This window comes from Alteromonas macleodii, from assembly GCF_903772925.1.
Classification (GTDB): Bacteria; Pseudomonadota; Gammaproteobacteria; order Enterobacterales; family Alteromonadaceae; genus Alteromonas; species Alteromonas macleodii_A.
This window is the reverse complement of the sequence record NZ_LR812090.1, coordinates 2,346,671-2,370,708: the sequence shown is the minus strand read 5'-3', so window position 1 is coordinate 2,370,708 and position 24,038 is coordinate 2,346,671. Positions and strand designations below refer to the sequence as shown.

Genomic DNA, 24,038 nt, shown 5'->3' with positions numbered 1-24,038 from the left:
TTGTTCGCATTTAGAACAGCATTACCGTTGCGTGTGGGCGTAAGCAAGACTTTCTTCTGCGAAACCTAGCCCTGCTTCAGTAAAGAAGTTAAACACTTTATCAACGCCGTTCTCTAAAAGATGAGATACTTCATCTTCATAGCGCGCAATTGCAGCAACTTTGCCAGTGTAACCTGCGTTTTTGAGTTGTCGCGTAATGTTGATTGAATCTTGAATAGAAGGTAAAGCAAGAAGGACAAGCTCTACTTGCTTGATATCTAGATTATCCCATAAATCTACGTCTTCACCGTCGCCGCAAATTACATTAAAGCCTTCATCTGCCATTTCTTTTACTTTTACGCGATCGGCATCCATTCCCCACACGTTAACACCAGTTAATTTGGATAGTGCATTAAAAGCACCGCGTCCAACACGTCCCATGCCTAACACTAAGAATTCTGCATTATGAAGTGTCGGATAAATATCTTCTTTTAAACGTTCTTCTTTCTCGAAACGCTTAATGGTGTGCTTATGCTTGTGATATCGAGAATGTGAATTACGATAAAGCACGCTGGTAATCACAAATGAGATGGAAACGGCCAAAGCAATAACCACTAGCCAGGTGTTTTCTAACAGCCCTAGGGAAACTGCCAGTGCACCGACAATAAGCCCAAACTCGCTGTAGTTTGAAAGCACTAAACTGCTTAAATACGCAGTTCGCCCCCGAAGGCGCAGAGAAGTAAATAAGCCAAAAAACAGTGCAGCTTTTAACGGTATAAACACGCAGAACACAATAGCGAGAAGAACCATGCTCAGATCGGGTAGGGCGGTAAGGCCTATGGTAAGGAAAAAACCAATGAGGAATAGGTCTTTGAAACTAAGAAGTGACTTAGCAAGTTCTGACGCTTTTTCGTGTTGCGCCAGCATGATACCGAAGATAAGTGCGCCCAAATCGCCTTTGATGTTAACTAACTCAAACAAGTGATAGCCACCGAGCGCGAGAATAAACCCTGTAAGCGGTAGCAATTCACCGTGCCCAGATTTATTAATCATTTTATTGATGATTGGCATTGCTGGGAATAAGGCTAACAAGGCGAGCGCCCACACTGAAGGGAGCTTTCCGGTTGCTGCAACAAGAAAGATAACAGCAAAAACGTCCTGCATAACTAAAATGCCTATGGCAAGGCGGCCGTGGCGTGTTTTACTTTCGCCACTTTCTTCTAACACTTTAACTACACACACGGTACTACTGAAGCTGAGTGCAAAAGCGATAAGCGCAGCACTTTTCCAAGTAAGTCCGTCAACGAAATTGGCGGCAACCGCACCTATTGCATAAACACAACAGGTAATAACGCCCACCCATATTAAGGTATGTGAAACACTTCCCGCCCAAACTTCCCGACGACTTAAATCACGGATGTTGAGTTTCAAGCCGATGGTGAATAGCATAATGGTAATACCCAAATTGGCTATTTGTGTTAAATCTTCAGTGAGTGTGTAACCTGCAAAGTTTAATAAAAAACCTGCAACCAAATAGCCGACAAGAGGAGGAATGCCAATTAGTTTTACTGATAAGCCACATATAAATGCGAAAAGAAGAAATGCATACTCCATGAATTACCTTTCAAAATGTTGAACGTAAAATCCGTTACCCCTAACAGGTCACATTATCTATAACCTACTATTTACAGATAGTAGGTAAACACACTAATTTAATGCTAGTAGACTAGCATGTAATGACTTGTTTTCGCAGCTAAAAAACTATCGTATAGTAAAAAAAAGGTAACGCGTAACCTGTGTTTTTTTAGAGCTGATTGTATAAATTAAAACTTTAAATCAATCATTTAGCTTTAAAGTGAATCTAGTTTTAGGTTTGAGGTGTATTGAACAGGGTTATAGGCATATTATCTAGTTTAAATATGGCCGAATTAAAGAAGGATTCTTAATGCGTTTAACTATTTTAACCATACTCATCTTGCTGGTCGCCTTTAATGTAGTAATTGGCTTACTCTGGGCGCCGGTGTGGTGGTTTTTGCTTTTATCTGTCACGCTATTGATTTTTGGTCTTTACGACGCCTTCCAAACTAAACACGCCATCTTGAAAAACTTCCCACTAATAGGCAGAGTGCGCTGGACGGTAGAAGGTTTAAGACCCTACATCCAGCAATACATTATAGAAACAGACACTGGCGGTACGCCTATTTCCCGCATGTTTCGCTCTATTGTCTATCAACGAGCAAAAAATAGTAGAGAAACGGTACCTTTCGGCACCCAACTAGATACTTATAAAGATGGTTATGAATGGATTGGTCACTCTCTATCCGCCAGAGAAGTAGAGGATATGGATGAGGACCCTCGCGTTTTGGTTGGAGGTCCCCATTGTAAAAAACCGTATCGCGCTAGTGTGCTTAATATCAGTGCCATGAGTTTTGGTAGTTTATCGAGAAATGCTATTTTAGCGCTCAATAAAGGTGCAGCGAAGGGTAAGTTTTACCACAACACAGGCGAGGGCGGCTTGACCCCGTATCACCTTGAAAACGGCGGCGATATTGTGTGGCAAATCGGTACGGGCTACTTTGGATGTCGAACCAAGGATGGCGGTTTCGACCCTGATTTGTTCGAAGAAAAAGCCAATCTCGAAAATGTTAAAATGATAGAAATAAAGCTGAGCCAAGGGGCTAAGCCCGGGCACGGCGGAATTCTTCCTGCATATAAAAACACCCCAGAAATAGCTGAAATAAGAGGCGTTGAGCCTGGTACCCAAGTCGATTCTCCACCTAGACACAAAGCTTTTTCGACACCGTTAGAAATGGTTGATTTCATTAGCCAGCTTAGAGAGTTAAGTGGTTATAAACCGGTGGGAATTAAACTCGCCCTTGGCAGAAAAAGCGAATTTATTGCTATGTGCAAAGCGATGGTAGAAAAAGGTGTTACACCGGACTTTATTACGGTTGATGGCGGCGAAGGCGGTACAGGAGCTGCGCCACTTGAATATACTAATTCTATTGGCTTTCCGCTACGTGAAGCACTCGCTTTTGTGGATGACTGCCTTACAGGTTTTGGACTGCGTGACAAAATTAAAGTAATAGCATCGGGCAAGATTATTACCGCCTTTCAGTTAGCCAAAAATCTGAGCTTGGGAGCGGATATTTGTAACAGCGCCAGGGGGATGATGCTGGCACTTGGTTGTGTACAGTCGTTATCCTGCAATACAAATAAATGCCCGACCGGTGTTGCTACTCAAGACCCTAAGTTAGCAAAAGGTTTAAACGTTGAAGATAAGTATGAACGTGTGTACCGCTTTCATAAAAAGACTATTCATGCATTGATGGATATCTTGTCGTCAACCGGCCATGTTAAAACCAGTGAACTGAATCGTACCCATATTTTTAGACGGGTTGATCAATGCAATGTTGCCCGTTATGACGAAATTTTCCCACTGGTTAAAACGGGCAGCTTTCTAACTGACGATGTACCCGACAGGTTTAAACTTCATTTAAAAGAAGCAAACGCCCAAAGTTTTATGCCCTGTAGTTTGTTAGCTGAAATAGAAACAGAAACGAAGGACGTATCATAGTGTTTGCTTATGAGTAAGCAAATGACTGGTTTGCAGGATAAAAGTCTGTGCACGGAATTGTTTTGCTAAGCCGGTAACCTTGTTAGTTAACCAAAATGACAGCGCAACCTATAACGGGCAAGACAAAACGCGCAATACAAAACACCACTAAGCCAGCTTTTCAATTACATAGAAATTCGAAGGCTTGGCTTAGTGGTTATTAGCAACTAGATATGGTGCCGCTACTCATTGGACTTTTCGGGTATACGCAATTGATACAAGCGATAGTCACTGGTTCTATAAGGCGCTACTTTATATTTAGGCTGAAGGTATGCAACTAAATCAATAAGTTCAGAAACCGTCAATTCGTCATTCACTACCCGCATTAATGAAACTCCATCTTCACTCGTAAAGCTGGCAGGCTGACGAGGCGTAAGCTTGTGTGAAGGGTTAATAATACTCGTTACTAACTCTGCATATGTCTTAATTCGACCGCTACTTCCACCTAGTGGAATGGGCTTTGCCACTAAATACTGAGCGTCCTCCGGCTCTTTATCCCCAGCTATTCTATGGCAGTCTTGGCACTGATATTTCTTAAATACCTGATAACCTTGCTTCATGTTACCTTCCGGTAAGCTAAAACCGCGAGGCGACTTCGGTCCCTGGTCGCAGGCAAAAAGAAAAAGTGTTGCTAAAACTATTATTGTTGTTTTCATATCGTTCCCCCTCACACGTTTAACGTTTGTAAAAAGCTATGTGCGTAGAATTAAGTATGAACGAGTTTGCAGTCTAAACATTGACCTAGCGCAATGAATATATATTTGTAAGGCTTTACTATGTGAAGTACTAAAAAACAGTTGCCTCGAAAATCTTAACAATACAAGGCTGAGGAGAGTAAAAGTGCAAAGCTATGAAACCATACTAGTACCCATTGATATATATTCTGATTACGAACTTGTAGTGGAAAAAGCGATTGCTATAGCCGGTAACAGCCATAAGATTCATTTGTTATATGTTGCTTATCCACAAACTAATGTTGAGCCTTATGGATTATTCTTAGAAAGAGACTTTTCCGAAGAGGTAAGGGAGCAGGCACAAAGGCAGTTAAAGGATGTCGCCGCAAAACACGATATTCCTTACAGCCATATAAACGTCGAGATTGGTTCGCCAGCGGATGAAATTCATCACATGGCTGAGAAAATTAGTGCAGACCTGATTGTTGTAGGAACCCATGGCCAAAGCGGGCTAAGGTTACTGCTAGGCTCCACAGCTAATGCGGTTTTACATGGCGTTAAAACCGACGTGCTAGCTGTGAAAGTATAACTTAATACTACGATTGAGAGATAAAAAAGCCCTGTTTAAAGGGCTTTGATTTTTTGATCGCAACATTCTAAGACTAGACTTCTAATGGTACTTTCTAGATTTTTTATATGTGAATAATGCACAGACGTCTCACCGCCTTTATTGATGTCTTTGATTGTGAATACGGCATCATCACCGCGAGATGTAACACAAATACGAACAAAATCGTCAGACTGCGCAAGGGGAACATGAAGATATAACGGCTCGTTGTTAGATTTTAAATAATCAATTGCAGCTTCTTGCGATTTAAAGGGGTCTTGTTTCTCTGGCTGGACTTTCCATGAGGAAGAAGGGACAACCAACTCCGCGAGTAATTTTCCATGCTTAGTATCAATACCACTACTCATATATAACTCCTTTATTTTGTGCGTTCTACTATTTTTTAACTAACTAGTTGTTGAGTTAGTGCCAAAAACTGTAGAAAACAATTTAACCATGCAATATAAATACGCGCGTTATGGCAATTCAGATTGGTATGTTGATAAAGAGAGTAGGTGAGTGAGAATATAAATACTAATTTTGGTTACGCGTAACATTTTGTGGTTGTATCTTGTTGTTTTACCGATATTTATCTTTTTCGTTTCGCCGATAATTTTGCCATTCCACCACGTTTTACGTTGGCTTGTTTTGTATAATGACCGGGCATTTCAGGTGATTGCCAGCCCCCAGCTAGTTGAAGCTCAGGCAGAGATGCCCCATCTTCTGCAAGAGAAACCGCACCTCCGACACGACCACTATGTGGTGTAATGTTTTCACTAATACCAGCACGATGAGCAATGCGTTGCCAAATTCTGTATACGCTCGAGTAGTTAAGTACGTTAGCCTTATGGCTTGGTATGTTTTCGTCAAAAGGTAAAAGTGCAGTTTTATGATTCGTAAGTCGCCTGAACAAAATGCCTTTGTGCAAGCCGCGTAAATCAGAAGGTAGTCTTTGAGTTTTGGACTTTGGGTCTATATTTGCTTCGTTGATATATTCTTGAACCATAGAAATGGTACTAGACGAAACGTAACGATATTGGCCCTGGCCAGTTTGATCGCTTTTAGATGAAACAACGAGCAGTGTGTTATTTCGAGCAGATATATCCTCAACACAAACTCTCACTAGCTCATCGGCGCGTAGCAAGGCATCGAACATCAAATTAATAATAGCGAGGTCGCGTAGTTCCAGCAATGAATCTGGAATTATTGCATTGTTAATCTGTTCGACCATATCGATAGTAAGAGGAACCGCTTGTTTATGTGAGAGCCTATACTTTCTATTTTCAATTAGTGACAGTCGAATAAAGTCTCTTAAGTACGCTGACCTAATAATGGGATTAGGTAACTTGGCAACGCCAAGAAATTTACTAAGTGCGGATAGGCGACGCTTTATGGTTCTATAGGCTAGGGGAGAACGACACAACTCTTCTACATAATTTTTTATGCAGATTTCATTGTGTTCAAAATCGTTTTTGAAACCATCAAAGCCGTGCTGTCTGCAAAAAATTGCAAATTCGTTATAGTCACTTATATAGGCACGCTGTGTGTTATAAGGAAGTTTAGTAAAAATGTCCTGATAGTATTGCTGGTAGTAATTTTCGAAACTCTTGTCATTAGACGTTACCTGGAGGGATGATGTTTCTTGAGTCTCAGTAGCACTACTTGAAAACTGTACCTTAGGTTCGGACTTGGTAAAATAACTATCGGCAGTATTAGCAACTACAGTTGAGTTTGAGGGATAACTTGCTTTATCAGTGCTCTTTTTAATTTTCATCGAAGAATTATTAGTAACGCCTTTAGTCATTCTGCGCCCAGATAAGTGCAAATTGTTTGGTTTTGAAGACATTAAATAACCCGGTAGCCACGATATGTGTGTATTATGCTAGATTGTTGGAAATACTGTAAAGTACTGATATTTTTGATAATTCACGCATGATAACTGTAATTATCATGCGTGAACATAAGGGCCTATTTCACTGAAACGCATAATTTGCTTAACCCTACCTTTGCCGATCACAGTGTGACACCCTACCATAACGCTGTATATACGAACAGTTATAACCGCAATATGTACAAGCAAGCAACACAAAAACTAAAAAACTCTGTCGCTATATTGGCTTTAACGGCGTTTGTAGGCCGATATTGTTCAATTTACCCCCATTTATCAATCGTGCGCTACGTGAAATCTGTAAGGCAATGCCCCTAATGTTGCTTCAGATTTTACGTAGCGGCGCCTAAATATTGAGCGCCAAAATGCATGAATATATAGCTTGGAAATCTGTATTCCCAGTCTATATTTTACCTGGGGAAATTATGCCTGATGAAGTGTTGGTACTAGACGATGGTAGCAACTGGTTTGACCTAGGGAGTCAGATTTTTCACTCTTTCAAAAAGGAATAGGTGATAGTTTTTATAAGTCATACTTTTGCCTTTGCGCTTAAAATTAACGTGGCAGCTAAACTAAATGCTTTATATTCGTAGTGCTAATTGGGCCTAACTTCTACGAACGTTATTTTTAGTCGCGAACATCGCCAGTCACTAATTGAAAACTTTCAAGCACCTAACACTAGCGCTATTCCTAAATAGATACGCTTTGCTTAGTTTAATTATATTATTCGAAACGACCTTCATAAGTTTCTTAATCCTTGAATAACTATATCGATGAAAACGCGAATATTTGGAAAAGCATTCCAGCGGCCTAGCATTTATTAGTTAATTAAAAACCATAGACATCTATTACCAGCGTTAGTTTTTACCCAAAGAGCTCAAAACGCATAAAGCATATTATTCCTCCATAGAGAGTTCTTTTAAACGAATAGATTTAAACAGCCCTAAATAATGAAGATAAAAGAGAACTCAAATTAAATACACAGTCTATTAAAGCTTATAAAAGGCTCGCAGTTATATCGCTGGCATATGTGAATATCGCTATGGTTATTGAGGCTTAAATTCCTAGTAATAATTCTCTTTAAACACGGCACAAATGAATCACATGTAGAAGGTTAGTTCATTGGGACAGCGTTAATCTTCGAGCGCCTTTCTTTATTCTGTTTTAATACTCTATTTAACATAATATACATTATGCGTAATTAAATATATGGAAGATTAGGGCTTGATGTCGCTCTATTTGGTTGGTTTGTTGGCTGTGATTACTCACACACTTTTATGCGTGGCTGCTGTGTTGGTCCAGTGCTTAGCTTTAAGCTCGTGCGTCAACATCTCACTTACGCGAGTACTTTTAATTTTAAACTACTGAGATGTTTTGATTTGGAACGATGAATTGAGTCGTGAAATTAAATCGTGCGCTACGTGAAATCTGGTGTACTACACCTCACAATTTATATTTTTATTCACGTAGCGTTACGTTGGTTTTTTAGAATATGCTGTCAAAGTATTTACCTATAAGGTGCTACTTCTATAATTATGTTTGTAGATTTGTATTTTTATTGTTTGAGTATTAGCTACCAACGAACCATTGTTTTGATGGATTCAATTCGCACACATAAAGCTTTCCAATAACACCAAGCAAATTCACAGTAATAATTGCTCGAATAACTAAGTGATTTTAAATAACTAAGCTATCGTAACTATTGAGACAATGTGAAAACAATAATCTAAAAGAAACCCGAAATGGTTGTAACTATCTAGTTTTATGCTGCATCTAGTTAAGGTCTAGCTTTGATAAATACGCTCAATTCGCTTTATATCTTCAGCATAGTCTAATGCTAATTTTGCACGCTCATAACTCTGCTTAGCTAATTTGTTCGCTGCATTGGTGAAGTCTTTATCTATCTCTGTGTCGCTGTTTTCGAAACAGGCTTTAATAGTGTTGAGAGACTTTTGAATTCGTATGGCCACTTCTATGTTAGCCGCACCATCTCTGGCAATACTTGTATAAGCGTCATCAAATAAATCGTCGACACTCAACTTGGGTAATGAAACGAGGTCATACTTACTGTCGTTTTGATTTTGCCTTTGTTCCTTGTCGTTTTCATTTTCTGAATGACGATTAGCACTCGTCTCGCTACCTTTATGCTTTACACTATTATCTTGGGAGACAGGTTTGTGCCACAGCAACATCAATCTGGTGATGCTACTGATAGCATTTATCGCTGTACCATGGTCATTAACAGATGGAGACAATGCTCGAGATGCAATTTCAGCCAGTACAATAAATCCAAACCTGGGGTCTGCTTCAAATGATCGAGCTTCGCCTATAGTAAAGGCGCTGATAACTTCATCGTTTTTTAATTCTGTATTTGAGTACGCTAATGCTCGTTCTGGGGTGACAAATTCACCGGGTAGTAAAGCAACATTAATAAAGCAGTCTTTGCTTTTTGCTAGAGTTTGTAGCTTCGCGATATCGATAAGCTGGATATACCCTACTTTGTCAGTGAAAATAGCGTAACTCCCCTGCTCTTTTATTTCTTCTTGCGGTACAGCTCCCAGACAGGGGCTTTTAATTCTGTTTTTTATCGCCCGTGTCGTGGCGTTTTCTACTTTTAATAGCGTTGACCCCACACGGCCTAAACGAGCTACGCTATCTACCCATCGGATAAAGGTTAAAATTACCGCCACAAAGGCTAAGCACGTTAAGCAAAATAATATGAAAAGCCCAGCCTTATTAAAAATAGCTTGGGTCATTGCAGTAAGCGCTACCGCGCTATAAATAAACGCGCCAATGAATACCGACAATGCATTTTGTGATACATCGTCAGAAATGATAAGGCTTAGGGAGCGAGGCGTAGATGATTGACTCGCTGATGCATAGGCGTTAACCATAGTTCCTGCTGAGAATGTGGCAATTACCATCATACTCGATGCCATAATGGAGAGCAGTGCCTCAACCGATTCCGGTTTGATTTCAGGGATATGCTCGGCTAGTGAAGTACCGTCAGCCACTTTAGCTAGAAATACGGCAAGAATAGATAGAAGGCAAAACCCAAGAGGTTTTACCCAAAGCTTTTCTTTCAGGCTATAAACAAGAAACCTAAGTCTATCTACAGTTATTGGTGCTTCCACGTTGCTCTCTTCTGAATTTACTTTCCTCAGTAAGTACGAAAGTTATTAGGTTTTTGATTTATCTTACTTTTATAAGATGAGAGCATTACGTAAAACTATACGTTAAAAGGGAGGCCTATTGCGCGTTTATTTCTAACGATATAGACCTGTACATTAGATAAAGCATGTAGAAACCATCTCCGGTTCAGGCGCTAAGCTGGTGCCTTGACCTTAATTGAAGCGCGAGGTTTAGGCGGGGCGCTTTTTGTACTGCTTTTATAGTTGTACCAAGGTAATACCAAGTAGTGACAGGCGAATAAAACAATAAGCATGGCTGCTAAGGTGCTCAACATCGATAGCTGCTGTAGTCCAACTAGCATAAGTCCCCAACCTATACATATCCATTGTAAGACATATAGTGCGGTAACATTTTTACCCCAAAAAGCAAATAGCGAAACGACATAGGTTGCTTTGAACCTCACTACAAATAAATGAATTGCAAAGATAAATAGCATAACAATGCCAGTCATGAGTAGTACTACACCGGGGCCACTTCGAAGGTTTGTAACGATGTGATAGTCAGGGTTACTTAAGGTGAGCAAGACGCCTAACGTTGTGCATACTGCGCCTAGCTTAAGACAGTAAGTGAAGTTTATAGCGTCGCAATCATTTTTTCGTTTCAAAAAGCGCCCGAATGCCATTCCTGCAATGGGATAAGCAGCCCATGGAAAAATAGGAAATATAGCCCCTACTTCTTCGTTCCCAACAAATAGTTTCAGCAACTCATCAAAAATAGATAGAGACGTATATTTATCCCAAACCGTGTGCGATAAAAAAGCGATAGCGGTAGCCGCGCATATCCAAATATAGATTTTATTGGTCGCATGTTTCAACGCGGAACATATTAATAGAGAAATGCCAGCGAACTGGAATACATCTCCTATTAGCAGTTCACTTAAAGGCGTGTGAGGGGCAACGTCCTGATATGTCACTAGCCCTATCTCAATCGACAGCCACATGGGTATTGTTCCGCGTAAAAGGTTGAGTATGTAGCCAAGTGCAAATAGCGACAATGCGCGTTTGATTTCCTCGCGGGGTGTTGACGACGTCGAGAAGCCTACAAAAACCCCCATAATAAAAACAAACATTGATGCTGCAGGCCAACCCAAAGCAAACTTGATGGTATTACCAAATGTGCTGAACCTGACCTCGTCCAAACCGTAAAAATCTAGCACATGAATCATTATCATTAGCAACACTGCTAGACCTTTCGCTACGTCAAAAGTCAGTTGTCTATTAACGCTGGGCGTGGCTAAGTTATGGGGTAAATAGAATAGTTTCATGCGTTTCGCTTTTTATTGTTAGTGGTTAGTAACAGTATTGCGCGTCAGTTCACCCTTCTTTAATAAGCTCAAACCTAACCAGAGAAGCAGGCAGGAGAAACTTAAACAAGTGAAAGACACAGAAAAGAGGTTTTTATAACCAGCGTTAAAATATTGCATTATGGCTTGGCTATGGAAAATCACATCAACGAACGTCAAAAGTGCAAGAATGAGCCCGCTAACTAAAACCGTAACACTTATCATTTTAAGTCTATTTTTAGTAAAAAATGCGGCGACTACCGAAAGGCCGTAAACTAAGAAGAAAGCAGCTTCAACGATTAATGCCCTTTCATCCAAACTGGCAGCTAACGTTCTTTCGAGCAGGAATGCTGTCGCGGTGGCTGGAATGATACCCGCACAACCTCCTAATGTAAGCGCGGAGATATTACGTTTAAACCGTTGTGAGATACTGCGATTATTTTGAAATTTGTTAAGCCACAACATGTTGCCAACAATTATTAGACCGCACACGGCAAGACCCAGAATGAAAAAAACAACCCTAACATCAAGGCCCGCAAAGTGGCCAAAATGTAGCGCATAAAGAAAGCGTGTTCCATCGGCAAAAGCGTTCCTTTCACTGGGGTTTAGTTCTGTAGTAAATGCATTTTCACGTACGCGGTAAGTCATATCTATACGCTGTGAGAAGCTTGTTTCATGTTGACCTATGATGCGAATTAACGCGTTATCGTCACCATAATTTGTCAGCCTTAACGAATGAGCCTTTGCGTGTTGCTCTTCTTCCCACGATGCGACCAGTGCGTCTAAGTCAGGCATTTCTCGTTCAATACCAGCGTACGACTCTGTTATTTTTGGGAACCCTGAGTCATTGAGTAGCGCAGTTCTATCGCCATCATAGACAAATAAAAGCGTGACGATTTGTGATATTAAGCCCAGATTAAACATTAAGCCGGTAAGCGCATACATAAATGTATAGGGTAAGCTCATTACCCCTACTACGTTGTGCATGTCTGTAAGTTGATAGCGTTGTGTAGCTTTTGAACCTCTATAGAAAAAAAAGTGTGTGATCAGCTTTTTAAATTGAACAATTAATCCGGTGAAAATGACCACAGTGAAGAATAAGGTAATTATTCCAACAATGTGGTCGCCTAATGGCAAATTTAAATCAATATGTAAACCATAAAGAAAATCGGCTAAGTGGAAACTGTCGATAGGCGCTACAGTTTTGCCATTTGCTGGGTCTACATATAGAGAAGTTAGCTCGGTGTGGTCTGCTTCATTTTGCTTCACTGGAAGATAGAGTTCATACAGTGGCAGCGTGTCAGTGGGAAGTACCACGAACATTCTTTCTTGCGTGTCCACGTCATATTCTGAAAGTGCCGTATCTACTACTTCACTTAACGGTAAAGTGTCTGACACTGAACGGAATTCTGTGTGTGGTAAAGTATGGGGTAAGACCGACCACGCCTTTAACTCTGGATAGAACAAAGTAAGAGAGCCAGCCCAAAAAACGATAAATAGAGGAATTGAAATGAAGAGCCCTATCCAACCGTGACCTTCTAACGCAGAACGAATAGTACTGGCTTTCATGCAACAACTCCCATCTTAATCAGCACATTTAGTACAAGTGAAATAAACAACGCGCTCAAGCATCGAAGTAACGGCTTTCTTATGGTTTCAAAACAGAAAAAATAGGTGATTAATCCAGCCCAAAGCAAAAAGCCGAGTATGTAACCCGCAAGTAATTTGATGTCCACATCAATGGGTAAAAAGTGGTTAATATTTAAAGTAATGCTTACGCTGAGCACTAGACCAATAAAAAATGAAAGCAGTGTTTTACGCCACATAAACCCCTCCGATTAAAGACAGTGCGAAGTTAATCAAGGTGCCGTACGCAATAAGTCTTAATGCGCGATTTTCGTGAGCGCCGATAAGGGTTATTAAAATAAAGTTCATCATGATCATAGTGATGATGGAAAACACAACCGCCCAAATGTTGTATTGCTCTTTTAAGAGAAAAGCTGCCACTATCAATGCAGTGACGAACAGGATACTGCCTAAAACCTTCGATATCGTTGGTGCGCCAGTTCTTTGATGCGTAGAAGAAAAGTAAAGTGCTGCGCACCCACCCCATAATGTTTGTAATGCGAGTATATTTGTAATTAAAAACATATAGATTCAAATCCTTTTGCTTACTTCACCATGTTGTTTAAATGGCTACAGTTGTATTGGCCGCCTGACTCATCTTTTGAAGTTTATATCTGTCGTGACTAAGAACATTTTTACAGTTGTTGCCAAACCACTCTAACGACGAATCTATGTTGCATAGTTGTGGCTTTGAATACAGGTATTCAATGAACCCTTGATAATCTACCGCACCGTCAAAAATGGGTACCATTCCTTCTCGTGAACCTGCAGCAGCGTAAACATTATCGGGTGCAAACACGCTTAAATGCTTACTGCTACTAATATTTTTGAAATGAAAGTGGTTGATATATGGAGCCAGTAGTTCACAAGATGCGATAACATCTGCGCCAGACTCCCATACATGTAACACGTCGTAGTTTAGTTGCAGATTCGTTTTGTTAACTTCCTCAAAAAGCTCGATAGTAGACGCGACAGAGTCGGCATAGGTATTGGGATGTGTCTCTATCACTAAGTTAAGGTTATAGTCACTCAGCCAATCACAAACGAGCTTCAGGCGTTCAAAAAGTAAATGCTTCTTGTCGTCGGGTATAACGCTACTCGCTTCATTACTGGCAAACGTACGAATCTTAGTGGCTCCCCAATGCTTAGCTAAGCGGCAGAGACGGTGAACTTTGAAATATAATGTGTCCCTCTCCTCAAAAAGAGGCAAGTAGTCACTTAGCATTGTGGCTCTCAATGAGTAACTTGAAAGCCACTCTTTACCGTATAAAGGCTGATCTTCTAAATTGGTTGCATGCGCTCCCCACAGTTCAATACCTTGGAAGCTATTTGCCACAGACCACTTTGCGATTTCAGCTATTGATATAAGCTGGTGTCTGAACGATATGGTGCATACTGAAAGGTTCATAGGGCAGCCTCCAGGTCACAAGCACTCGTTATACTGGGCTCTGCTTTAGTATGAAGTTGGTGAAACGCCAACCATTCAAAGTACACATCATTAAGCTTTGACTTTATTTGTTTTTCAGTAATATCTTGTTCATCGAGTAACCTAAGAATTTCTTCAAAAAGCGGTGCCGTTTCTTTGCTTTCCTTCGCCAATTCTGAAAGTTTGATAGCACGAAATTGTATTGCTTTAAACGTCGATACAAGCTTCTCTATTTCATCGCACCACAGTTCAAACGTGACTTCTGGAAAGCCAATGTCTCGCCAGAAATAAGCGAACCCGTGTTCATATGCATACTTTCTAATGGCAAGAACGGGTATTTGCTTTAAGGCTTCGCCTAGGTGAGCCCCCTTGCCGTTAGGATTGTCACGATGGGCAACGACTATTTTCCTTATGGCATCTGTAAGAACGTTATGCTCGGGTAAAAAAGTAGCTTTAAAGTATTCGGTAATAGTTTCAAGTGACGAAGGCACGATATCATTGCTGTCGAATAGATACCCACCTGCAACATGTGGTGATGTGATGGCATTGATAACATCTGTGCGTTCAACCTCTCCTTCCCACCTAAAGTCTGGATCATACATAAACCAACGTTGCTGGCTGTCTGTTTTCTTTAACATCACATAGTGAGGAAATGGGTTCTGGTTAAACTTGTTCTCCCGTTCTGGTAGCAAGTACATGTCTAGCATTACCATGATGTTTTGCGAAGCAGTGGCATTGTCGAGTAAGCTTTCTAATTCGGCTATATTCTGTGCCTTAGTTTTCGTGTTGTCATACCAAGGCGTAACCTCTACACCATAAATACGTTTATACCACTGAATAAAGAAGTCGTGGCTGACAGACTCGTCATGATAAGCAAGCGTATATTCCTTCGTTACGACAACATCGGCATCCCACACTCCGAAGTAAAAAGGTCGGTGGTCGACTTTTGGCGAAGCTTTGATACTTTCACACAAGCAACTTACAAAACAGTGAACTTTTATATCTTCAAAGGGCACTTCTTGAACGTGGGTACTGTCTTCGTCTTGATTTGCACCTTGATGAGATAAAATAAAACGCGCAAGACTCTCTACCGTTTTAACGTCATCTTGAGATATTGCACTTTCAGGCACTTCAATGTCGTAAGACAATTCTAGTTGAATCAGCATCTGCATTAGCACCACTGAATCAATGTAAAGATCTTCATTCAGGCGTGCCGAAGGAGAAAACTTTTCAGCGTGTTGTGATTTCATGTCGTGCGTAAGCACATGCTTAATTGTATTTATTAAAGAGTCTAAATTCATAACGTGCTCTAGGCTGTAACCGCTTGTGTTTCTGCTTCTAATTGGTAGCTTTGTGCTATCGCTTTTCTATTTACCTTGCCATTAGGCAAACGGTTAATAGCGTCAACTTGAACGAAATCAAAAGGGACTTGGTAGGTTGCTAAATGCTGATGGCACCAGCGTTTTAACGCGGCTTTATCTTCATTGGTATAACGACGAGGCGCACAAAATTGTAGGTACGCCCGATAGCCTGTGCTGTGGTCTTTTACTTTAAATAAAACCGCATCTTTAATGTGGGGATGAGTTAATACAATGTCTTCAACATCTTTGGGGTAAACGTTAAGACCCGAAACAATGATGGTGTCATCTTGGCGCGCAACAAAGCATAGCTGGCTCTTGCCATCAATCGTTTCGAAATAACCAAGGTCGCTGGTATGGATCTCTGGAACTTGACCATCAAGTGGTTGCTTTACCTTTATTACAATTTCACTCGGTGCATTCAAGTTATCACCAGCTTTAACGGTAACATGAGGAAGTACTTCACCTATTACATTAGCGCGGTCAAAGGTTTTGCTTATTGCAACACATCCAGCTTCAGAACATCCGTATTGCTGATAAAAATGTTTAATTTTGGATCTGGTTCGCTCAAACACGGGGCCTGACATCAAGGTGCCAGAGGTCATAACAGCATGAAGCTTACTGTTGTTGGGCCAAAGCATGCATATTGTATCTATCATTAATGGTGACGAATACAATAGCGGTTGCTCAAGTTTAAGCAGTGCTTTAAGCAAATGCTTAGGGTTAATACTCGTAAAGACTCTAGGGTGTTTCCCTCGCGCTAATCCAACTAATATCCCGCATATAAGCCCGTATGAGTGAGTAACTGGGCAAGCAATAACTGGAGTCATAGAGTTTGGAGCACTGAAATGAGAAACGTAAGCAGATACTTCCTGATCAATGCTCCGCCAAGAGCGCTTGATGCTTTTAGGTTCGCCGGTGGTCCCCGAACTCATTTGGATTAAACCCGGCGCTGTGTCAGGCATTGCGTTATGCGGAAATAAAATCACATTGTCGAGTGTTTGGTAAATAAGTGCATAGCACCCGGCTCTATCGGCGTATTTTTTGGCCAGCGATTCTGGAGTACTAGCATGAATAGGCATAACAGTAAGCCCGGTTTCTTTTGCGTAAAAACACAGTGAAAGCCAATCAGTTACGCTTTCAATGCACACAGCAACACTGCCTTTCTGTGCTTTTAGATAAGGGGTATTCGAAAATACCTTAAATTTTGAGCTTATATCTTGGGCTGAGATGACTTTATCGTCGATACTAAGCATGTGACTCTCCACAAGTATCTTTGAAAAATTTAGCTAATGGGTTTTCAATGGTGTGATGAAACTCTTCATGTGCACTGCTTGCATAGAGTTTTTTCTTTAAAAGGGATTCAGTAATAATGCGAGGTTCAAATAGGCTCATACGATTAATACGGGAGTAGTCTGTAACTCCGCTATCGTTGTACGCGCGTAAAGCGCTAGCTACTTTCGACCAAAAGAAACCCTCGCTACAATATCCGTGTTTAGAAAAAAGAAACGACAATTCCGTCAAGTTATAGACAAACACCGTATCTACGAATAGCTCTCGCAATGCGCCGATATCGTCCATCCAGTAATAGTGGTTTAATGGGGAGTTCACGTACTCAGGGTTTATCTTTTCGAACTCAGGCACAATGCATGCGTTCGCAATAAATTCGGGTACGTACTCTAAACTCTCGTGAAAATCACGTAACACGACTTTCTTCGGTAAACCGTCGTTCAATATTAAAGACATGTTTTGCGCATGTGCTTCTACTGCAATACCGTGATTAACCAATAGATGCCACACGGGAAGCACTGCAGTATTGATAAGTGCGTCTAACCATTTTTCTACGCCGTGTTTTTCAATCCAATGGGCAACAAATGGTTTGCCGTCTTGTTCAGTACTTGCAAGGATGGCAAACGGTACGGTTTTAGCGTTGGGCTCGTTTAACACGCTAGCGTCACGAAAAATAGCGCAGAGACTCGGTGACAATGCGTTAATCCAACAACCATGTTCGCTATCACCTTCGGGATTTTTTAAAGCAATGCCGGCGTATTCTTTTTGGATAGATAGAACGTTTTGGCTTTGTAGCCACTCATCATTAGAAATTACCTTGGCTAACCAATTAGATATATGGGGTGCTGTACACACTGAGTGAGGCTCGATAGTGCGCAAAGACGATGTGTTCACCACATTAAGCGGTAGCTTTACACTGGCTTTATTTACATTGCTTGTATTAAGCAGGGTTCTTAAAGACGTGCTGGCTTGATAGTCATCTCCAGCTAGCCCAAGGGAGTAAACGTCACTATCTGCTAAAGGTTGCTCCAGAAGAAGCCTAATTGTTTTGTACTGCCAGGGATGTACGGGCACTAGATCATAATCTTGGTGATTTCCACCCTGCCGGCGCAAGATGTCAGTCAAATAATTGTAGGTAGAGTGGCCCAGCTCTCTTTTCCAAAAGCTCTGTTCGGTCTCGCCGTTAAAATTTGCACTTAAAAATTCACGCTTTATAGCAAGCCACTGAAGCTTAAACGTTCCGCCGGTTTCAGGGCCGTATTGCTCGTGGTCGGCAACACTAAAACCGCTTCTTGATTTAAAACATGGGTGGTACGGGTGCCCTTCTATAAGTGCAGATTCTAAGCGGTTATAACTAAGCGCGCGTCTGCTCGGCATTTGAACCAGGTTCTTTTGATTCCAGCGACAAAGTAATAGCGTGTGTTTTAACTCATCGGCGAGTTTATTCCGCTTTTCTTCAGCGCAAGGTAACGAATGAATCAACTTGATAGCGCAGGACAGTGTTAAGGGCACACCATCTCGTTTAATTGAGTTAGGATCTAAACGAATTCTACTGAAATATGTTATTTGGCCCTGGGCTGTTATCAGTGTCTTGCCAATATTTAACGTAAATTTTCCGCCTTCAAAACAGTATTCGATTAAGTTTTCGTAAAGCAAAGCTTCAAACAACTGGCGAACAACGCGCTTCTCGTTTTCACACATCGCCAGAGCACTTGACTCTTGAAATGCAACCTCTGGTGCTTCGGTTTTTTCAAAAATGAGGTTAGCAAGCATCGGCCACTACCTTATCTGCACTTTTCTCTTGAGGTTCGTTAACTTGTAACGAAGTTTCACTGAGCTTCTCAATACTTTTAAATGGGTTATTAACCCATACATACACAGCAAGTTCATCTTGTGCTTCTAGCTCATCAACATCCTCTACCCGCGTAAGAAGGTTGGCTTTAAAAGGAAGCTTTTCTCGCTCTAACACAGAGGAGACGAATGCCGAGCCCAATGAACCTAAGCTAGGAAGCATAGATTTTAATTTACAGTGAATTTTGTGTAGTAACGTAGGCTCTAGCGCAAGTTGGTCGCTACCGAGGCGATTAATAACGGCAAATAATTGATTGAAAAAAAGATAGTATGTGAATCGATTAATTATCATCTGTTCACTGTAAAACAGGTCTTTGCAGTGAATGAGATGAGGCTCCATGGTTTCAAGAATTTGTTGTCTTTCTTTAGACAGATAAAAACCTTGATTATCACGATAATAATAAGCTGTCGGGTAACCGTCAGATATTTCCAATAGTGAGTTTTGTTGATGCGCTTCTAAGGCAATACCGCACTGGTCAAAGAGCCGTATGGCCGGCTCGATTGCACAATTCAAATAACGATCAAACCACTTTGTGGCCACCACACTACTATCAATACCCTCTTTTTGGGCCTGCGAGTGAATGATATTAGCAAGTCGAGATTGCCCACCGGGAACGAGAGGGTCTTGAACAAGGGCAGCTATAGACTGCGTTCCGCCAAGGCTATCGATTTGATTTGCTTTATTAAAAGGGTTCTTTCTTAATATCAATTCAAACCCGCTTTCTTTCGCATTGCCCGCGTTGAGGGAAATGTATGCAGGGTCATCGATAAATTTAAATTCAGGGTAGAGTATAGAAAAACCACACCGTTTTAGTAAGCGGCAAAGGGTGACGCCAGCCTCTAATTCATGGTGCATATTTTTTCTTAAAGAATTGGTTACCTTAACAGGTATAGATACCTTCACCATATAATCTAACTCTGCGTTATACAGAGTTCTCACTGAAGACGTGGGCGTAAATAAAGGCCCTAACTCTCCTAGTTGGAGCAACTCACCTTCAATAAGCATTTTTTGTATAGGAGCTTGAGCACACAGCCAATCAGCTTGGAGCGGATGTACCGCCAACAATTTTAAATTCTTACTATGTAGTTCCTCAATAAGCGCCTTGGTCGAAGGATCATCATCGCATAACGCTATATTTTCTAGTATTTCAAAAGCAGACGCTGTCTCTGCACTATTGGAAAAGGTGATGGATTGCTTGGCTGCAAAATAATGCAGTTTGAAATTCCCTTTTAGTTCTGGCGTGAAAAGTTCATGTTGCCAACGATGCATACCTTGCCTTGATTTTGGCGTTGGATGTAACCAATGGCCAAAAAGAATGGCTTGTTCAGAATCTATAAATTGGTTACTTTCAAGGGCGGGATCACCAGCGCGATTTTCTAAATACATCGCCATAATTTGATGGCTTTCTATCGTCCTGGCATAAAGTTCTAAGCTTTGCTCTGCTATTGTGTCTGTAGATTGCTTACCAGATTCGCCTTCACTGTAGATTTCGTCGATAAGCAATAGAATAGCGCTCATGAAGGAAATTTCTTCCCACTGAAGACTATTGGGAAGTTGTTTGTAAACTGAATTGAATACATGTCGCCCTACCGTAGAGCGATAAGATGCGGATACTGAAAGCCGAGTATTGTTTGCGGTTAGATAAAGCTCAACAGCATATTTATCATTTTGATGTAGCTGAATGCCTGTTCGAATGGCCCAATCTGTTTTAGTGTGCCAAACCCCCGTATCAATTTCTTTGATGTAAGCATTCATGAATGCTTGAAATGACGCGTTATTAGCTTGTTTCTTAGCTACTGAAGTCATGGTTAGACCCTTTTAAGATGAGCAAATTACCGCGACAATTTAGTGAGAATGGTTCTCATTAGCAAAGACTTTTACATTTGTTACATGTGGTTATTTTTTGGGTGTTATTTCTTAGGTTTCTCTTTTTAGGCAATAGGGCTTGCAAACAAAGAAGACTGCGCAGCAAAGTGTCACCCACTCTGCAATGGGGAGTGCTATGAGAAACGAAAAGTCAGGGTTCTTGTTTTCAGATATTGAAGACGTGAAGTAGGATAATAAGAATAGAAGGCCAACTGGAAACAGTATACTTCTGCTTAACGCAATAACAGCAGATTGAAATGGCTTCTCAATGGCAGTTAAAAAGACACTAAGCAGTACGTTACAGCCGTTAACAAGGAAAAGCGGCCAAATATATAGAATGATGCTATACGCGTAGGTAGAAACTTCATGTTGTGTTGGGGCAAGAAAAAGGCCAACGAAGAAAGGTTTAAACCACAGCAAACACGCTGTCATTATTAGCCCGACAGTAAATACTGTCGCTAATGCTATTAACAGGAAAGCATCGACTCTTGTTGGTTGTGAGGCACCCCGGTTGTAGCTAACAAGTAGATGAAGTGCGTCTGCGATACCAAAACTAAGCATGATGCTAAGGAATATAAAGTAATTAACCGCACTGTAGGCCGCTACCCCATCGCTGCCAGTTTTAATAACCAGTAGTGCATTGATGACTAAGAAAAGTACACCCACTGAAATTTCGTTAGTAAATTCTGAAATACCGTTTCTCAATACGCTGAATAACCTGCGCCAGGGTTTATTAAACGTTGCAAGTGTTACGCCTCGGCTTTTATCTGCGAAAAAAGCGGCTAATACAAAGAGCTGAAGAGTTTGTGCTACGCCTGTCGCATAAGCTGCTCCCTCAATCCCATAACCCCAATGCCCTACAAATAGTGCATCTAATGCTATATTAGTCAGTGCACCTATAAGTAATGCAGTGGTAGCAAGTTTCGTGTACCCATCTGCCCGGACAAGGTAGTAGAGCACCATACCTGAGAACTGAAGAATGAATACCCATCTAAGCACGGAAAAATATTGTTTTGTCAGTGGCGCGATGTCAGAATGAACATGAAGTAGCCAAAACAAAGCTGGTTCGGCGACGTAGCTTAATACTGCCAATATTACATTAAGTGTTACGGTAACTATTAATATTTGCGTAAACAAAGCGCTGCCGGAACGGGTATCCCCCTTCCCCATAAAAGTGCCGATAGTAACGCTTCCGCCTATTGCGAGCATTAAGGAGAGCGCTACGAGAAACGTAATGTAGGGTAAAAGTAACGCTACTGCTGCTAATCCTAGAGGGCCGACGTATTGGCCTACAAAGATACCATCAACTAAACTAGCGGTTGTTAAAGCAGTAAGGCCAATTAGTGATAAAAACGATTGTTTGAAAAAAGTGCTTAATAAAGGGTTGTTTAAAATTGCAGCTTTTGTAGACAGTGCCATTACTACTTCTCGAACTTGGTTTGTCGTAATCCTAAGTTCGTTCAGCGGCCCATTCAATGAAGGTTACATTTGAAACATATGTTAATAGTATGTTGCATAAACACTGTTACGGGCATACGCAAGTAGAGAACAACGAGAGCTCTTAAAAGCCTAATTTCCGAGAAAGCAATGGTGCTGATCTTATACTGTGGGTGGTAGCGGAAAACTCGTGCTTCGATATAACAACGGCAAATTAAGAAGCGCTATTATCTGCATTAGCCATAATCTGCCAGTTTAGTTGCCTTCACTAACTAAAGTTTTCTAACTTTCTTTTTTGTCGAAGAACAGCGCTTTGAGCAGTAGCGCACGTTTTCCCAGTTTTTCTCCCACTTTTTGCGCCATGTAAACGGCCTTTCACAGACCGGGCACATTTTTGTAGGTAAATCAGACTTCTTCATTTTTGGTTAGCTTTGATAAAAATATCGTGGCGTCCTGTTTCATGGTTTCAATATTTTCTTCTTTCATCCGCCCATAGGTTTTATAAATCATAGCCATACGGTGATTGTTACTTAACTTCTCTTTGTGCTTATCAATGAAATGCCAGTAGAGGTAGTTAAAGGGGCAAGCTTTTGGTCCCGTTTTTTTTGAGACCTGATAGCCACAGTTTTTGCAATAGTTACTCATTTTGTTGATATAGCTACCGCTAGCGACGTAGGGTTTGCTTGCTAAGTTTCCACCGTCGCTGTACAAGATCATTCCCGCGACATTGGGCAGTTCAACCCATTCATAAGCATCGGCATAAACAAGCAAATACCATGCTTGTACCTCTTCAGGGCTCAGTTCGGTTAACAGGCTGAAGTTACCAATCACCATCAGCCGCTGTATGTGGTGCGCATACGCGTTTTGTTGAGTCTCTTTTATACATTGGCGCATACAGTTCATATTGGTTTGCGCATTCCAAAAGAACGAAGGCAACGAGCGAGCGTTATTGAAATAATTGTCCGTTTTCAAATTCGGCATAAAGTGCCAGTAAAAACCTCTCACATATTCACGCCAGCCCAGTATCTGTCGAATGAACCCTTCGGCAGAATTAAGAGGTACTTGGCCAGCATGGTACGCTTGCTCGGCGGCTTGAATGGTTTCTTTGGGGGTTAATAACCCGCAGTTTAGATAGAACGCGATATGGGAATGATAAAGCCAAGGCTTCCCCTCGACCATGGCGTCCTGATACTGACCGAAATTCGGTAGCCTTTGTTCTATAAAGGTGTTTAAAACGGTAAGGGCGTCTTCCCGCGTGACCGCAAAGTGAAAGTTATCAATATCGCCAAAATGATCGCTGAATTCGTCTTTTACTAGTTCAATTACATTCGAAGTGATGTCGTCAACGTCGAATGTGGTGTGCTTAGGCACTTTGTGAGTTTCAGGCATAGATTCACGATTTTGGGCATCGTAATTCCACTTACCACCAATGGGGTTTTTCCCCTCCATAAGTACGTTATGCTTACGGCGCATTTCACGGTAGAAAAACTCCATTCGGAGCTGCTTTTTACCTTCGGCCCAATCTGTGAATTCCTTTGGCGTAGATAGGAACCGGTTGTCATCGCAGATTGTTACGGGAATGCCAAGCGCGTTTTCCCATTGCTCCATGCTTTTTAGTAAACGGTACTCTCCCGGCATGGTTACTTTTACTTCATCAAAATCCTTTTCGCTTAATGCGTGCTTAACTTGGGCGAGTAAGTCGCCTTTGTTAGCGCTATCGTTGTACTGAACATAGTTAACGTTATAGTTTTCATCACGCAAACGTTTAGCAAAGTGGCGCATAGCGCTAAATAAAAACGCTATTTTCTTTTTATGGTGCTTTACGTACGTCGCTTCTTCACGAACCTCCGCCATTAAAATGGTATCTTTGCTTTTTACAGCATCGGTAATAGCCGGTAAGGTTTCGGTAAGCTGGTCGCCTAAAACTAAAATAAGTGCTGCCATA

Annotated in this window: 20 protein-coding genes; 3 read left to right on the top strand and 17 right to left on the bottom strand. The window is 41.2% G+C overall.

Annotated elements, in window-relative coordinates; translation table 11 throughout:
* Positions 1–21: 21 nt before the first annotated feature.
* Positions 22–1,593 carry a cation:proton antiporter domain-containing protein gene (locus PCAR9_RS10155; protein ID WP_179983498.1) on the bottom strand — a complete coding sequence of 524 codons (1,572 nt, stop codon included), beginning with the start codon at positions 1,591–1,593 and terminating at the stop codon, positions 22–24.
* 331 nt (positions 1,594–1,924) lie between these two features.
* Here PCAR9_RS10155 and PCAR9_RS10150 point away from each other — a divergent pair, with 331 nt between their 5' ends.
* Positions 1,925–3,556 carry an FMN-binding glutamate synthase family protein gene (locus tag PCAR9_RS10150; protein WP_179983497.1) on the top strand — a complete coding sequence of 544 codons (1,632 nt, stop codon included), beginning with the start codon at positions 1,925–1,927 and terminating at the stop codon, positions 3,554–3,556.
* 221 nt (positions 3,557–3,777) lie between these two features.
* Here the strand turns inward: PCAR9_RS10150 and PCAR9_RS10145 are convergent, their stop codons facing one another.
* Positions 3,778–4,251: a c-type cytochrome gene (locus PCAR9_RS10145; protein WP_179983496.1), complete on the bottom strand. Its 474-nt coding sequence runs from the start codon at positions 4,249–4,251 to the stop codon at positions 3,778–3,780.
* 184 nt (positions 4,252–4,435) lie between these two features.
* On the opposite strand from PCAR9_RS10145, the gene PCAR9_RS10140 reads away from it, so the two are divergent.
* Entirely contained in the window at positions 4,436–4,858 is a 423-nt protein-coding gene (locus PCAR9_RS10140; RefSeq protein ID WP_179983495.1) for a universal stress protein, read from the top strand.
* Between the two features lie 35 nt (positions 4,859–4,893).
* On the opposite strand, the gene PCAR9_RS10135 is transcribed toward PCAR9_RS10140, so the two are convergent.
* Both PCAR9_RS10135 and PCAR9_RS10130 read right to left on the bottom strand, forming a co-directional pair.
* Positions 4,894–5,244 carry a hypothetical protein gene (locus PCAR9_RS10135; protein ID WP_179983494.1) on the bottom strand — a complete coding sequence of 117 codons (351 nt, stop codon included), beginning with the start codon at positions 5,242–5,244 and terminating at the stop codon, positions 4,894–4,896.
* A 221-nt stretch (positions 5,245–5,465) separates the two neighbouring features.
* Entirely contained in the window at positions 5,466–6,722 is a 1,257-nt protein-coding gene (locus tag PCAR9_RS10130; protein ID WP_232091171.1) for a tyrosine-type recombinase/integrase, read from the bottom strand.
* Positions 6,723–7,129: 407 nt separating this feature from the next.
* Between PCAR9_RS10130 and PCAR9_RS10125 the strand changes: the two genes are divergently transcribed.
* On the top strand, positions 7,130–7,276 hold the full coding sequence (locus PCAR9_RS10125; RefSeq protein ID WP_179983493.1) for a hypothetical protein: 147 nt from the start codon (positions 7,130–7,132) through the stop codon (positions 7,274–7,276).
* 1,272 nt (positions 7,277–8,548) lie between these two features.
* Here the strand turns inward: PCAR9_RS10125 and PCAR9_RS10120 are convergent.
* From PCAR9_RS10120 to PCAR9_RS10060, 13 genes are all read right to left on the bottom strand, one after another.
* Positions 8,549–9,898, bottom strand: a complete 1,350-nt coding sequence (locus tag PCAR9_RS10120; RefSeq protein WP_179983492.1) for a DUF2254 domain-containing protein — start codon at positions 9,896–9,898, stop codon at positions 8,549–8,551.
* Between the two features lie 191 nt (positions 9,899–10,089).
* Positions 10,090–11,220 carry a heparan-alpha-glucosaminide N-acetyltransferase domain-containing protein gene (locus PCAR9_RS10115; RefSeq protein WP_179983491.1) on the bottom strand — a complete coding sequence of 377 codons (1,131 nt, stop codon included), beginning with the start codon at positions 11,218–11,220 and terminating at the stop codon, positions 10,090–10,092.
* Between the two features lie 18 nt (positions 11,221–11,238).
* The gene (locus tag PCAR9_RS10110; RefSeq protein ID WP_179983490.1) at positions 11,239–12,807 is read right to left on the bottom strand and encodes a PepSY-associated TM helix domain-containing protein; all 1,569 of its coding nucleotides are present in this window, start codon (positions 12,805–12,807) and stop codon (positions 11,239–11,241) included.
* Entirely contained in the window at positions 12,804–13,064 is a 261-nt protein-coding gene (locus PCAR9_RS10105; RefSeq protein ID WP_179983489.1) for a hypothetical protein, read from the bottom strand. Before PCAR9_RS10105 ends, PCAR9_RS10110 begins: the two co-directional genes overlap by 4 nt.
* Positions 13,054–13,389 carry a hypothetical protein gene (locus PCAR9_RS10100; RefSeq protein WP_179983488.1) on the bottom strand — a complete coding sequence of 112 codons (336 nt, stop codon included), beginning with the start codon at positions 13,387–13,389 and terminating at the stop codon, positions 13,054–13,056. The genes PCAR9_RS10105 and PCAR9_RS10100 overlap by 11 nt, the downstream gene beginning before the upstream one ends.
* Positions 13,390–13,426: 37 nt before the next feature.
* Complete coding sequence (locus tag PCAR9_RS10095) at positions 13,427–14,272, bottom strand: sugar phosphate isomerase/epimerase family protein (protein ID WP_179983487.1); 846 nt, start codon at positions 14,270–14,272, stop codon at positions 13,427–13,429.
* The gene (locus tag PCAR9_RS10090) at positions 14,269–15,591 is read right to left on the bottom strand and encodes a DUF6005 family protein (RefSeq protein ID WP_179983486.1); all 1,323 of its coding nucleotides are present in this window, start codon (positions 15,589–15,591) and stop codon (positions 14,269–14,271) included. Before PCAR9_RS10090 ends, PCAR9_RS10095 begins: the two co-directional genes overlap by 4 nt.
* 8 nt (positions 15,592–15,599) lie before the next feature.
* On the bottom strand, positions 15,600–16,904 hold the full coding sequence (locus tag PCAR9_RS10085) for an AMP-binding protein (RefSeq protein ID WP_179983485.1): 1,305 nt from the start codon (positions 16,902–16,904) through the stop codon (positions 15,600–15,602).
* Positions 16,897–18,711: an IucA/IucC family protein gene (locus tag PCAR9_RS10080; protein WP_179983484.1), complete on the bottom strand. Its 1,815-nt coding sequence runs from the start codon at positions 18,709–18,711 to the stop codon at positions 16,897–16,899. The genes PCAR9_RS10085 and PCAR9_RS10080 overlap by 8 nt, the downstream gene beginning before the upstream one ends.
* Complete coding sequence (locus PCAR9_RS10075; protein WP_179983483.1) at positions 18,701–20,596, bottom strand: IucA/IucC family protein; 1,896 nt, start codon at positions 20,594–20,596, stop codon at positions 18,701–18,703. The genes PCAR9_RS10080 and PCAR9_RS10075 overlap by 11 nt, the downstream gene beginning before the upstream one ends.
* A 111-nt stretch (positions 20,597–20,707) precedes the next feature.
* Positions 20,708–22,075 carry an MATE family efflux transporter gene (locus PCAR9_RS10070; protein WP_179983482.1) on the bottom strand — a complete coding sequence of 456 codons (1,368 nt, stop codon included), beginning with the start codon at positions 22,073–22,075 and terminating at the stop codon, positions 20,708–20,710.
* Between the two features lie 290 nt (positions 22,076–22,365).
* Positions 22,366–22,512, bottom strand: a complete 147-nt coding sequence (locus tag PCAR9_RS10065) for a DUF2256 domain-containing protein (protein WP_071951583.1) — start codon at positions 22,510–22,512, stop codon at positions 22,366–22,368.
* On the bottom strand, positions 22,499–24,037 hold the full coding sequence (locus PCAR9_RS10060) for a cryptochrome/photolyase family protein (RefSeq protein WP_179983481.1): 1,539 nt from the start codon (positions 24,035–24,037) through the stop codon (positions 22,499–22,501). The genes PCAR9_RS10065 and PCAR9_RS10060 overlap by 14 nt, the downstream gene beginning before the upstream one ends.
* Position 24,038 lies beyond the last annotated feature (1 nt).

Bases quoted from the DNA above. Each gene is read 5' to 3' on its own strand.
- PCAR9_RS10155 (WP_179983498.1), bottom strand. From the start codon at position 1,593: ATGGAGTATGCATTTCTTCTTTTCGCATTTATATGTGGCTTATCAGTA.
- PCAR9_RS10150 (WP_179983497.1), top strand. From the start codon at position 1,925: ATGCGTTTAACTATTTTAACCATACTCATCTTGCTGGTCGCCTTTAAT.
- PCAR9_RS10145 (WP_179983496.1), bottom strand. From the start codon at position 4,251: ATGAAAACAACAATAATAGTTTTAGCAACACTTTTTCTTTTTGCCTGC.
- PCAR9_RS10135 (WP_179983494.1), bottom strand. From the start codon at position 5,244: ATGAGTAGTGGTATTGATACTAAGCATGGAAAATTACTCGCGGAGTTG.
- PCAR9_RS10130 (WP_232091171.1), bottom strand. From the start codon at position 6,722: ATGTCTTCAAAACCAAACAATTTGCACTTATCTGGGCGCAGAATGACT.
- PCAR9_RS10125 (WP_179983493.1), top strand. From the start codon at position 7,130: ATGCATGAATATATAGCTTGGAAATCTGTATTCCCAGTCTATATTTTA.
- PCAR9_RS10115 (WP_179983491.1), bottom strand. From the start codon at position 11,220: ATGAAACTATTCTATTTACCCCATAACTTAGCCACGCCCAGCGTTAAT.
- PCAR9_RS10110 (WP_179983490.1), bottom strand. From the start codon at position 12,807: ATGAAAGCCAGTACTATTCGTTCTGCGTTAGAAGGTCACGGTTGGATA.
- PCAR9_RS10105 (WP_179983489.1), bottom strand. From the start codon at position 13,064: ATGTGGCGTAAAACACTGCTTTCATTTTTTATTGGTCTAGTGCTCAGC.
- PCAR9_RS10100 (WP_179983488.1), bottom strand. From the start codon at position 13,389: ATGTTTTTAATTACAAATATACTCGCATTACAAACATTATGGGGTGGG.
- PCAR9_RS10095 (WP_179983487.1), bottom strand. From the start codon at position 14,272: ATGAACCTTTCAGTATGCACCATATCGTTCAGACACCAGCTTATATCA.
- PCAR9_RS10090 (WP_179983486.1), bottom strand. From the start codon at position 15,591: ATGAATTTAGACTCTTTAATAAATACAATTAAGCATGTGCTTACGCAC.
- PCAR9_RS10085 (WP_179983485.1), bottom strand. From the start codon at position 16,904: ATGCTTAGTATCGACGATAAAGTCATCTCAGCCCAAGATATAAGCTCA.
- PCAR9_RS10080 (WP_179983484.1), bottom strand. From the start codon at position 18,711: ATGCTTGCTAACCTCATTTTTGAAAAAACCGAAGCACCAGAGGTTGCA.
- PCAR9_RS10075 (WP_179983483.1), bottom strand. From the start codon at position 20,596: ATGACTTCAGTAGCTAAGAAACAAGCTAATAACGCGTCATTTCAAGCA.
- PCAR9_RS10070 (WP_179983482.1), bottom strand. From the start codon at position 22,075: ATGGCACTGTCTACAAAAGCTGCAATTTTAAACAACCCTTTATTAAGC.
- PCAR9_RS10065 (WP_071951583.1), bottom strand. From the start codon at position 22,512: ATGAAGAAGTCTGATTTACCTACAAAAATGTGCCCGGTCTGTGAAAGG.
- PCAR9_RS10060 (WP_179983481.1), bottom strand. From the start codon at position 24,037: ATGGCAGCACTTATTTTAGTTTTAGGCGACCAGCTTACCGAAACCTTA.